The following is an 11,755-nucleotide window of genomic DNA, read 5'->3' on the forward strand; positions in this document are numbered from 1 at the left end:
CATATAAGATATGTTTTATGATTTGGAAGATAAAAAAGTAAAAAATTTAGGTGAAAATTGGTCTGCATCTAATACATCAATTATTGGTGATGTTACCTTAGAAAAAAATACCAGTATCTGGTTTAATGTTACCTTAAGAGGGGATGTTGAAAATATTTATGTTGGTGAAGGGTCAAATGTTCAAGATGGTAGTGTATTGCATACTGATCCTGGTTACCCATTAAAAATTGGTAAAAATGTAACTATAGGTCATTTAGTTATGCTTCACGGCTGCACAATTGAAGATAATTCTTTAATTGGAATTGGTGCTGTCATTTTAAATGGAGCAAAGATTGGGAAAAATTGCATTATAGGAGCTAATGCACTAGTGACTGAAAATAAAGTCATCCCAGATAATTCTTTAGTAGTAGGATCTCCTGGTAAAATTATAAGACAAGTCTCAGATGAAGAAGCAAAATCAATTACTGAAAATGCAATTCATTACCAGAATAACTGGAAAAAGTATTCTAAATCTATATCTTAAGAAATAATGAATTTTTGCAAATGACTTACATACAATAGCTAAACTTTATAAAAGTGACAAGTTAGACCATGGCTATGTAGAGGTTTACGAATCATATTTTAGAAAAATAAAAGATAAAGAATTAAAAATTCTTGAAATAGGGATTGCAGATGGACAATCATTGTTAATTTGGTCTGATTATTTTAAGAATTCAATTATTGTTGGTATTGACATCCATAAAATAGATATTGAAGAAAAAAATTTAGATAAAAAAAATATAAGGGTTCATCAAGGATCTCAGAATGATAAAAAATTTATAAATGAAATTATAAATCAATATGGCAATTTTGATATCATTATAGATGATGGAAGCCACATCTCTAAAGATGTTAAAAAAAGTTTTCATTTACTTTTTCCAATTCTTAATAACAAGGGGCTTTATGTGGTTGAGGATATGCAAACCAGTTACAACCATTTTTTTGGTGGTAACTCGTTTGATTTAAAGTACTCAAACACACACATGAATTTTTTTATAAATTTAACAGATAGATTAAATTATCAAGAAATTGCAAACCCTTTTTACACAACAAAAGATTATGATGCACAAATAACTAACATTTCTTTCTATCATAATTTAGTGTTTGTAAGGAAAGGCTTAAATAATACTGTAAGCAAAGAAGTCTTAAATCATTCTTACGAAGACATGAAGTTTCAAGAAAAGTCTGATAGGACTGGCAATAAACTAAGATATTACCTTAAATATAAAATCTTTTACAAATCATATACTTATTCGCTTTTTATTTTATATTTTATCAAAAAAATAATTTTGTTCCGATTTTAATCCTACGGAACTAGCCAGCAATCTTTTTTATTCTCTAAATCAAATCTAGCTCTACGATGACCTTTGGCTGCTAAATAAAGCCATTCCATACTTTTAATTTTACATTGAATAACAGTAAAGTTTTTATAACCTACTTCACTTTGCTCCATTGTAAATTCAAAATTATCCAGTTCAGGCTTTAGTCCTGAGGTTGGGGTTTCAGAAAATGTTCCTGGTCCGTTATCAACTAAATAACATTTTCTACTCATGTGTCCTGTTTTTAACCAAGACTGTTTTGTAATGTCATTTTCATGATTAACAATGCATTCAACTTTAAGCCTAACTTGGATCTTCTCTTCCTTGTCATAAAATAACATTGCTGCATTTTTATTTGATTTTAATTTAGCAATTTTATTAGATCTGATATCGCTATGGTATTGGATAATATTGTTTTCTCTATCTGATTTTCTAAGGACTACAATTCTGCCATCAAAGTCATCTTGACCACCACAAATAAATACAGGAATTCTAAATGGAGATCCCCTATCTTTGATAGCATTATCCAACATTGACCAAATCTTATTTTTGATCTCTTCAAAATCTTCGTAGTATGCTGGTTGCATTATAGATTATTTACTAAGTCTTCTAATCAAACTAGAAGTGTCCCAACGTTTTCCACCCATTTCTTGAACTTCACCGTAATACTTATCAACAATTTCTGTTACAGGAAGTAATGAGCCATTATTTTTAGCTTCATCCATTGCGATTTTTAAATCTTTTCTCATCCAATCAACTGCAAAACCAAACTCAAACTGATCATCAATCATTGTTTTGTATCTGTTTTCCATTTGCCAAGATTGAGCAGCACCTTTAGATATAACTTCAATTACATCTTCCATATTTAAACCTGCTTTTTTTCCAAAGTTAATCGCTTCTGATAAACCTTGAACTAAACCTGCAATACAGATTTGGTTAACCATTTTTGCTAATTGGCCATTACCTGCACCACCTAATAATTTCATTTTTTTGCTATAACAATCAATAATTTCTTTAGCTTTATCAAAGTTTACTTGATCTCCACCAATCATAACAGTTAGTGCACCATTTTCAGCACCAGCTTGTCCACCTGATACAGGTGCATCTAAGAAACCAAATTCACTTTTTAATGAATGGGCATAAATTTCTCTAGCAATTGTTGCAGAAGCTGTGGTGTTATCGATATAAACTGAACCTTTTTTAATTGTTTTAAAGATACCGTTGTCACCAAATGTTACTTCTCTTAAATCATTATCATTACCAACACAGGTAAACACAAAGTCAGCACCCTCAGCAGCTTTTGCAGGAGTATCTGCTTTTGAACCTTTATATTCAGCAACCCATTTGTCAGCTTTTGCAGCAGTTCTGTTATAAACAGTTACATTGTGGCCTGCTTTTGATATATATCCTGCCATTGGATAACCCATGACACCTAAACCTATAAATGCAACATTGCTCATAATTTCTATTTCCTATGTTTAAAAGTTTGAATTTTAAAGTAATTTTATTTGGTTTTATATTTACATTTTTTTCAAGTTTTGGACAGAGTTTTTTTCTAGGACTATTTAATTCAAGCATAAGAGATGCACTTTCTATCAGTCATGGTCAATTTGGATCAATATATGCATCCGCAACTTTATTAAGCAGTTTTATATTAGTTTGGGTTGGTAAAAAGATAGATGATTTTAATATTTTAAAATTTGCAGCTTATGTGATTGCTTTGCTAGCAATTTCTTGTTTTTTATTTTCTAAAATTTCTTCAGTAGCTTTTTTATTTTTATCAATTTTTTTAATGAGACTGTCAGGCCAAGGATTAATGTCTCACACAGCAACTACGACAATTTCAAGATTTTTTGAAAAGACTAGGGGACGTGCGTTAAGTACAACTTGGCTTGGTTTATCGTTAGCTGAATTTATTTTACCCTTATTGATTATTTTTTTATTAACTTTTATTGATTGGAGAAATATTTGGATAGCTATTTCAATTTCAATTGTTATCATTTTACCTATAGTCATCGTTGCATTAGTTAAAAATGTTAAATTAGATTCAAGAGAGACATCTAATACTGTAAATATTAAAACTAAAGATATAAAACAATGGACAAGAAATGAGGTTTTAAAAGATTACCGTTTTTACATTATATGTCTAAGTATGTTAGCAATGCCTTGGATTGCAACGGGTACATTTGTTTATCAATCTTTTATAGTGTCATCCAAAGGTTGGGGACCTTATGTTATTGCCCAATCCTTTATGGTGTATTCAGTTCTATCAGTTATTACTTTATTTTTATCTGGTTTTTTGATTGATAAATTTACAAGTAGAAAATTATTAATTTACATGAACATTCCTTTATTAGTTGCAACGTTTGTGCTTTATTATTTTAATTCACCATTTTCATCTTTTGTCTTCCTTGGTTTAATTGGGGTTTCAAATGGACTATCAAATGTTTTAGGTTCTTCTACATGGGCTGAAATTTATGGTGTTAAATATATTGGTGCCATTAAAGCTCTCACAACAGCCTTCATGGTTTTTTCAACTGCATTTGGAACAGCTTTATTTGGAATATTGATCGATAATAGCTTTTCTATTGAACAAATAGCTTTAGTTTCAGGATCTTATGTTTTAATTGCAATATCGTTGTTATTCTTCATAAAGAACAAGCTTAATCCTCAATATTTGTAAAATTAACCTTGATTTTTTTTAACCACCGTATAGATACTGCGCATGGCTAGAGTAACTGTAGAAGATTGCATTGATAAAGTAGAAAGTCCTTACGAATTAGTATTGGTTGCTAAAGAAAGAGCAGTTCAATTAAATTCAGGGCTTGAACCTACTCTTGATAGAGATAATGATAAAAATACAGTTATATCATTAAGAGAGATTGCAGAAGAAACTATTAAAGTTTCAGATTTAACTGATAGTGCTATTCACAAGCTTAGAAAACATGTTGAACAAGTTGACGATGGCTCTGAAGATGATGAAGTTGTAGGTGATGATTTTGAAAGTATGTATAAAGGTGAGATTTCTATAAGTGGAACTCCTATTTTGCCATCAAAAAGAGCCAGAAAAATTCCAGAAAAAATTAAAGTAGCACCAGAAGATTTGGAAGAATTAACTGCAAAAGCAGAACCTGAAGTAGAAGTTAATCCAGAACTTGAGGTTGCTAGTGAAGAAACTGAAACTGCTAGTGAAGACACTGAAACTGCTAGTGAAGAAACAGAAGTTTCTTTAGATCAAATAGCTGAAACTGAAACTGCAAAAGAAGATGCAGAAGAAACTGAACCTAACAGTTAATTATTAAATTCCTTTAAGATTTTTTCCCTGTGTTCATCTAAGTCTGGAATATCACCACGCGTTGTTTCATCTTTATAATTAGACATTTTAATTGGATTACCTGCTAATTTAAAATCTCCAATTGCTTTGTGATGTGCTTTAACAATCATATTTCTTGCTTTGACTTGAGGATTTTCAACAGCCTCTTTTATATTAAAGATAGGACCACATGGGATTTTCTCTTTTTCCATTTTGCTTACCCAATCAGCAGTATTTTTAACAACAAGTTTATCTTCAAGAATTTTTTTAAGATCATCCATATTTTCTGATCGTAACGAGTTTGTGTTAAATTTCGGATCTTTAGAAATTTCAGAAATATCCAAAACATCACAAAGTTTTTCAAATAGTTTTTCGTTACCAGCAGCTATAATGATGTGACTATCTTTTGTTTTAAATGCTTCAAAAGGAGCGATAGATGGGTGACGAGATCCCATGGGTTTTGGTATTTCATTTTTAGCAAGATACCTTGCTATAGCATTTTCTAAAATTGCAATTTGACAATCCAGCATTGAAACATCAATAAAAGTTCCTTTACCAGTTTTTTCTCTATCATAAAGAGCCGCATTTATTCCAACTGTAGTAAATAATCCAGCCGTGATATCCCCAATAGATGTACCAACCCTTGTTGGTTCAGAATTAGGTTGACCAGTAACACTCATAAGTCCACCCATACCTTGAACAACCAAATCATAAGCAGGCAGTTCTTTTAACGGACCTGTTTGTCCAAAGCCTGATGCCGATGCATAAATTAATCTAGGATACTTTTTACAAATATCTTTCCATCCATATCCCCATTTTTCTAATGTGCCTGGTTTAAAATTCTCAACTAAGATATCTGCTTTAGCTAAAATTTTATTAAATATTTTTTTGTCATTTTCATTTTTTAAATTTAGAGCAATACTTTCTTTGCCTCTATTAAGTGACATAAAATAAGCCGAATAATCTTCAATAAAGGGTCCAAATTTTCTAGAGTCATCTCCAACATCTGGTGCTTCCACCTTTATCACACGTGCACCTAAATCTGATAGCATCATCGTACAATAAGGACCTACTAGCACTCTAGTTAGATCAAGAACTAATAGGTTATTTAAAGGTCCATCCATATTTTATTAAGTAATTATGTAGTATTGACTCTTACCAAAATCTTGAATTTAATGCATCCCTTAAATAACAATAGAAGAGAGGAAAATAATGTTTAAAAAAATATCTTTATACTTTGTCGCACTAGTTTTGGTTTTGACAAGTGTTACTTCTGCTTATGCAGTTACGTTAAAAGCTAGCCACCAATGGCCAGGAACCCCTAGAGCTGACGGATCTTTTGACCCACGTCATGAAATGGTACAAATAATTGCAGATGAAGTTAAAAAAGCTAATGTTGATATCGACATTAGAATTTACCCTGCAAAATCTTTATATAAACCTAAAGAACAGTGGAAACCAATGACCACTGGTCAATTAGATATATCTGCTTTCCCCTTGGGATACGCTTCAAAGTTTCACCCAGAGTTCAGTGCAACTTTAATGCCAGGAACAGTTAAAAACCATGATCATGCTTTAAGATTTAATAAATCTCCAATGATGACTGAGATTAAAAAAATTATTAATGATGCAGGTGTAGTTGTTTTATCTGATGCTTGGTTAGGTGGTGGTTTTGTTTCAAAAACAAAATGTATTAGAAAACCTAGCGACGCAAAAGGTCAAGTAATGAGAGCAGCTGGTAAAGCATTTAACCAAATGCTTGAAGGTGCAGGAGCCGGTATTCAAAGTATGCCATCTTCAGAAATTTATACTGGTCTACAAACAGGTGTATTAACTGGTGCAAATACTAGTTCAGGAAGTTTTGTAAGTTACAAAATTTACGAACAAGTAAAATGTGCAACACCTCCAGGAAAATTTGGTCTATGGTTTATGTATGAGCCGATCCTTATGTCTAAGAAGTCTTTTGATGCTTTAAGTTCTAAGCAACAAAAAGCTCTTATGAAAGCTGGAAAAGTAGCTGAAAAATATATGACAGCACAAGTAGCTAACCTTGATAAGACATTTGAAGATGCTTATAGAGATGCTGGTGTTGAGTTAGTATATATGACTGCCGCAGATCACGCTGAATGGATTGAGATCGCAAAGAAAACTGCCCACAAAGCGTTTGCAGAGCAAGTACCAGGTGGTGCTAAGCTTATGGAAATGGCTTTAGCAGTTAAATAAATTAATATATAAAGCCCTTGTTTTAAAATAAATAAGGGCTTTTTTTATGATAAAAAATTATTTAAAATTTTGTAATTACACAGCTCAAGCTTGTGGAGCTTTTGCCGTAGGCGCTTTAATCTTGTCTATCTTGGTAATTGTCGAACTAGTTTTTGAAAGATATTTTTTTCAACATGCAATTACTTGGCAAACAGAATTGGTTACAATGTTGCTTGTTGCATCTACTTTTATTGGTAGTGCTTATGTTTTAAGTGAAAAAGCTCATGTAAGTATGGAGTGGATCTACGACTTTATGTCTAAAAAAAATATTATTAAACTCAAGATCTTTACTTCATTTTTAAGCTTAGGGTTTTTTCTAACATTGTTTTATTTTGGTTTCTTAATGGTAGAGGAAGCTTTCATTAAAAATTACACTACAGGCACAATATGGGATCCTCCTTTATGGGTGCCTTATTCATCAATGTTAATAGGTTCTATTTTAATGATACTTCAATATATTGCTGAAATAATAAAACTATTTGATGAAAAGGATTTTAAATAATGGATCCGCTAACGATTGCAATAATTGTTGCTGTTTTTACACTAATAGTTTTATTCTCAGGTATTCCAATTGCTTTTGGATTAAGTTTTGTTTCAATTACTCTCTTGGTTGCTTTCGAAGGACTGCAAATGTTAGATGTATTTGCTGAAACTTTTTATGCAGGATTAAATTCATTTGTTTTGCTATCAATCCCGATGTTCATTCTTATGGGGATGGCAGTTGCCCATTCACCTGCAGGCAAAGATTTGTATACTGGTCTTGATAGATGGTTATGGAGAGTTCCAGGTGGTTTAGTTATATCTAATATTGGTGCATGCTCGATTTTTGCAGCTTTAAGCGGATCAAGTCCAGCGACATGTGCTGCTATTGGTACCATGGGAATTCCTGAAATGAGAAAAAGAGGATACTCAGATGAAATTGCCACAGGAACAATTGCTGCTGGAGGAACTTTAGGAGTTTTAATTCCACCTAGTATAGTTTTAATTGTTTATGGTATGGCAACAGGAACTTCTATTGGAAGACTATTTTTATCTGGCATTATTCCTGGGTTTATGTTGGCAAGTCTTTTTGCTGTGTGGGCATTAATACACAGTTACTTCATTGATAAAAATGCATCAAAATTATTAAGAAATAGAAAGCCACCAACTTTAAAAGAAAAATTTGAAGTTCTTCCTAGAATTTTTCCGTTTTTAGCAATCATTGTTGGGGTTTTATATGTTCTCTATGGAGGAGTTGCGACACCATCTGAAGCATCTGGTGTTGGAGCATTTTTAGTTTTTGTAATGATTGCAGTTGTTTACAAAATTTATCAGCCAAAAAAAATATGGAATATTGTTAAAATTTCAATGAAAGAAAGTGTAATGATAATGTTTATTATTGCGGCCTCTTATCTTTTTGCATTCACATTATCACAACTTTATGTAACTCAATCGCTTGCTCAAAGCATGATCGAATTAAGCAGTAACAAGTGGATGATTTTTTTAATGGTTAATGTATTTTTACTTGTTGCTGGTTTCTTTTTACCTCCAGTGGCAGTTATTGTGATGACTTCAGCGATATTGTTACCTGTTATAACTACATTAGGTTTTGATCCTTATTGGTTTGCGATTGTATTTACAATAAATATGGAAATAGGCTTAATCACACCACCAGTTGGATTAAATCTTTATATAATTAAGGGAATAACGCCAGACGTGAGTTTATCCACAATCTTAAGAGGATCGTTTCCATTTATGATGATGATGGTTTTATCTATACTTATACTATGTATCTTTCCTGAGATCGTATCGTGGTTACCTGATAAACTAATGGGTAAACCCCTTGGATATTAAAAAAGACATTAATAGAAAAATTTCTGTAGCACCCATGATGGATTGTACCGATCGTCATGATCGTTACTTTTTAAGATTGATGAGTAAGAATGTTATGCTGTATTCAGAAATGGTTGCAACAAAGTCTGCAATACATGGAGATCGAAAAAAAATTTTATCCTATAGTCCAGAAGAAAAACCTTTGGCTTTACAAGTAGGTGGATCTGATAAAGTAGAATTAGCCGAAGTTGCAAAAATTGCAGAGGATATGGGCTATGATGAAATTAATATCAATCTAGGTTGCCCCAGTAAAAAAGTTCAAAAGAATATGTTTGGTGCTTGTTTGATGAGAGAACCAGATCTTGTTGCAGAATGTATCAATTCAATGGTTAATGCTTGCAAAATCCCAGTTACTGCAAAAACTAGAATTGGATTTGATGATACTGAAGAATTTGATTATTTAAATAATTTTATACTAAAGATGAAGGGTGTCGGCTGTAACACTTTTATATTACATGCTCGAAAAGCTATTTTAACAGGAATGTCACCTAAGCAAAATTTAAATATTCCAAAACTAAATTATAAAATGGTCTATAAAGTAAAAGAAGAAAACCCAGACTTGGAAATCATTATCAATGGAGGAATTTCAAAAATTGATGAGATTAAAAATCATTTAACCTTATGTGATGGTGTCATGATTGGTAGATCCATTTATCAAAACCCTTATTCATTAGTTGAAATTGAAAAAGAAATTTTTAACTCAAAAGAACAGCCGACCAGAGAAGGGATTGCAGAAAAGCTCCTAGAATATCTTGAAAAAGAAGTTAAAAGTGGGACAAAAGTAAATCATATTATGAGACATACAGTTGGTTTGTACCATGGCCAAATTGGCTCAAAAGATTGGAAAAGATATTTAAGTGATAATATGATGGCAAGAGATTCAGATTTTCAAAAATCTAAACATATAATGACAATTGTTCAAAATAACGAGAAAGCCAATCAAGCTAACTCATAATGGAAAATCTAAATTATGGAGATATGATTAATTTATTAGCAGTCCTTGCTATATCAGCAGCTGTTGCTGGTTTTATGGCAGGATTACTTGGGGTTGGAGGTGGAATTATAATGGTGCCAGCTTTATATTATGCATTTACTATTCTTGATTTTGATATTGTTACAAGAATGCATCTTTCTGTTGGAACTTCTTTAGCAATAATAGTTCCAACATCAATAATTTCTACCAAAACTCACATGGAGCATGATGCAGTTGATTTTAAAATGGTAAAATCGTTTGGTATTTTTATTCTTGCTGGGGTAATTTTAGGAACCTTCTTAGTGGTAAATTTAAATACTCCCACTTTAGTTTTATTTTTTTCAATTTTTGCTTTTATGATCGGGTTATTTTTTATTTTTTTAAGAGAGGCATTGGTAGAAAATCCAAAAAAAATACCTGAACTAGTAAAAAATATTTCAGGAGTTATCATTGGTTTTTTTTCTGTACCTCTTGGTATTGGAGGTGGATCTTTAATGGTGCCTTTTATGAGAACAATTGGTTATAATATAAGAAAATCAATTGGTACAGCAGCGGCAACAGGTATTTTAATAGCTATTAGCGGAACTATAACAATGATTATTAGTGGAAAAATAATAGATAATATCAATACTCCTTTTAGCTTTGGATACATTAATTTATTAGGTTTTATCGTATTTGTGCCAGTAACAATGGTTATGGCAAGACTTGGTGCTAAAACAGTATATAAAATAGATAAAAAATTATTGAGTAAAATTTTTGGTACTTTTTTAATTATAGTTTCAATAAGATCTTTTATTGAGTATCTATCTATAAATTAAATTTTCCTAATTAATTTAGCAATAACTCCTTTATATTTATAAAAACAAGATATCTGGTGTCAAATTAGCCATTTTAATTACTAGATATCTTTTCATATTTTAGATAGGTTTTCCTAAGAATAATTAACTTAGAGGGAGATAATATGAGTAAAATTAATAAAATAATTGTTGTTTTATTTTCATCATTTTTTTTAAGTTTGGCAGTTAATTCAACTGAAATAAAATTTGGACACGTGGGTAAACCTGGTTCATTATTTTCTGCATCAGTTGATCATTTTGCTAAACTTGCAAATGAGAGATTAGGTAACAAAGGTAAAGTAAGTGTATTTGGTTCGTCGCAACTTGGTAAAGATAAACAGGGTATGCAAAAACTAAAATTAGGTACTGTAAATATGTGGTTGCCATCATCTGTTATGGCTTCAATTCATGATGAGTTTGGTGTTTTTGATATGCCATTTATTATTAAAGATAGAAAGCACATGAATAAAGTTGAAAGCCAAGTATTACCAGGAATGTTTAAAAATCTTGAAGCCAAAACTGGTTATCAAGTTATAGCAGTATGGGAAAATGGCTTTAGACATATTACAAACAATGTAAGAGCAATAGATAAACCAGATGACTTAAAAGGAATTAAATTAAGAACTCCTAAGTCAAAATGGAGAGTCAAAATGTTCCAATCATATGGCGCAAACCCTACTCCAATGTCATTTTCAGAAGTTTTTACAGCTTTGAAAACTGGAACAATGGATGGTCAAGAAAACCCATATGCTCAAATAGCTAGTGCTAAGTTTCAAGAAGTGCAAAAATATCTATCTATTACAGGTCACGTTTATACTCCTGCTTATGTAGCAGTACATAAAGATCATTGGAGCAAACTTCCTGCGGATGTAAGAGCTATCCTAGAACAAGCTGCGCAAGACACGCAAAAGTTTGTATACGAAGAAGCTGCTAGACTTGAAAAATCTTTACTAGGTGTAATTGAGTCAGCTGGAGTTAAAGTAAACACTGCTGATAAAGGGGCTTTTATTGCAGCAAGTAAAGGAATATATGATCAATTTGCATCAGAAGTATCAACTGGTGGTGCGTTAATTGAAAAAGTATCATCTTTAGCAAATTAATCTAATTTGTATTAGGCCCTCTTTCTGAGGGCCTAGAAAAA

13 protein-coding genes are annotated in these 11,755 nt (G+C 31.6%); 10 read left to right on the forward strand and 3 right to left on the reverse strand.

Annotated elements, in window-relative coordinates; genetic code table 11:
• Nucleotides 1-10: 10 nt before the first annotated feature.
• Together ABXT58_RS02425 and ABXT58_RS02430 are read left to right on the forward strand one after the other, a co-directional pair.
• On the forward strand, nt 11-523 hold the full coding sequence (locus ABXT58_RS02425) for a gamma carbonic anhydrase family protein (RefSeq protein WP_415304462.1): 513 nt from the start codon (nt 11-13) through the stop codon (nt 521-523).
• Between the two features lie 160 nt (nt 524-683).
• Nucleotides 684-1,343 (forward strand): hypothetical protein, encoded by a 660-nt coding sequence (locus ABXT58_RS02430; RefSeq protein ID WP_415304463.1) that lies wholly within the window; start codon nt 684-686, stop codon nt 1,341-1,343.
• Between the two features lie 2 nt (nt 1,344-1,345).
• On the opposite strand, the gene ABXT58_RS02435 is transcribed toward ABXT58_RS02430, so the two are convergent.
• The gene (locus tag ABXT58_RS02435; protein WP_415304465.1) at nt 1,346-1,945 is read right to left on the reverse strand and encodes a pyridoxamine 5'-phosphate oxidase family protein; all 600 of its coding nucleotides are present in this window, start codon (nt 1,943-1,945) and stop codon (nt 1,346-1,348) included.
• A 6-nt stretch (nt 1,946-1,951) separates the two neighbouring features.
• The gene (locus ABXT58_RS02440; protein WP_415304467.1) at nt 1,952-2,818 is read right to left on the reverse strand and encodes an NAD(P)-dependent oxidoreductase; all 867 of its coding nucleotides are present in this window, start codon (nt 2,816-2,818) and stop codon (nt 1,952-1,954) included.
• 14 nt (nt 2,819-2,832) lie between these two features.
• Between ABXT58_RS02440 and ABXT58_RS02445 the strand changes: the two genes are divergently transcribed.
• Both ABXT58_RS02445 and rpoZ read left to right on the forward strand, forming a co-directional pair.
• Complete coding sequence (locus ABXT58_RS02445; RefSeq protein WP_415304470.1) at nt 2,833-4,041, forward strand: MFS transporter; 1,209 nt, start codon at nt 2,833-2,835, stop codon at nt 4,039-4,041.
• 42 nt (nt 4,042-4,083) lie between these two features.
• Nucleotides 4,084-4,653, forward strand: coding sequence for a DNA-directed RNA polymerase subunit omega (rpoZ, locus tag ABXT58_RS02450; RefSeq protein ID WP_415304472.1), 570 nt, complete (start codon nt 4,084-4,086; stop codon nt 4,651-4,653).
• Here rpoZ and ABXT58_RS02455 read toward each other — a convergent pair.
• A complete protein-coding gene (locus tag ABXT58_RS02455; RefSeq protein WP_415304474.1) occupies nt 4,650-5,795 on the reverse strand; it encodes a CaiB/BaiF CoA transferase family protein in 1,146 nt (381 codons plus the stop codon). The genes rpoZ and ABXT58_RS02455 overlap by 4 nt on opposite strands.
• Nucleotides 5,796-5,883: 88 nt before the next feature.
• On the opposite strand from ABXT58_RS02455, the gene dctP reads away from it, so the two are divergent.
• The 6 genes from dctP to ABXT58_RS02485 all read left to right on the forward strand — a co-directional run bounded on the left by dctP (nt 5,884) and on the right by ABXT58_RS02485 (nt 11,714).
• Nucleotides 5,884-6,894, forward strand: coding sequence for a TRAP transporter substrate-binding protein DctP (dctP, locus tag ABXT58_RS02460; protein ID WP_415304476.1), 1,011 nt, complete (start codon nt 5,884-5,886; stop codon nt 6,892-6,894).
• 46 nt (nt 6,895-6,940) lie between these two features.
• The gene (locus ABXT58_RS02465) at nt 6,941-7,435 is read left to right on the forward strand and encodes a TRAP transporter small permease subunit (RefSeq protein ID WP_415295665.1); all 495 of its coding nucleotides are present in this window, start codon (nt 6,941-6,943) and stop codon (nt 7,433-7,435) included.
• Complete coding sequence (locus ABXT58_RS02470) at nt 7,435-8,766, forward strand: TRAP transporter large permease (RefSeq protein ID WP_415304477.1); 1,332 nt, start codon at nt 7,435-7,437, stop codon at nt 8,764-8,766. Before ABXT58_RS02465 ends, ABXT58_RS02470 begins: the two co-directional genes overlap by 1 nt.
• The gene (gene dusA, locus ABXT58_RS02475) at nt 8,756-9,760 is read left to right on the forward strand and encodes a tRNA dihydrouridine(20/20a) synthase DusA (RefSeq protein WP_415304479.1); all 1,005 of its coding nucleotides are present in this window, start codon (nt 8,756-8,758) and stop codon (nt 9,758-9,760) included. Before ABXT58_RS02470 ends, dusA begins: the two co-directional genes overlap by 11 nt.
• Nucleotides 9,760-10,596 carry a sulfite exporter TauE/SafE family protein gene (locus ABXT58_RS02480; RefSeq protein WP_415304481.1) on the forward strand — a complete coding sequence of 279 codons (837 nt, stop codon included), beginning with the start codon at nt 9,760-9,762 and terminating at the stop codon, nt 10,594-10,596. Before dusA ends, ABXT58_RS02480 begins: the two co-directional genes overlap by 1 nt.
• Before the next feature lie 143 nt (nt 10,597-10,739).
• Entirely contained in the window at nt 10,740-11,714 is a 975-nt protein-coding gene (locus ABXT58_RS02485; RefSeq protein WP_415304483.1) for a TRAP transporter substrate-binding protein, read from the forward strand.
• The last annotated feature ends 41 nt before the right edge of the window (nt 11,715-11,755 follow it).

The sequence above is a fragment of the Candidatus Pelagibacter sp. Uisw_090 genome (assembly GCF_047717845.1).
Classification (GTDB): Bacteria; Pseudomonadota; Alphaproteobacteria; order Pelagibacterales; family Pelagibacteraceae; genus Pelagibacter.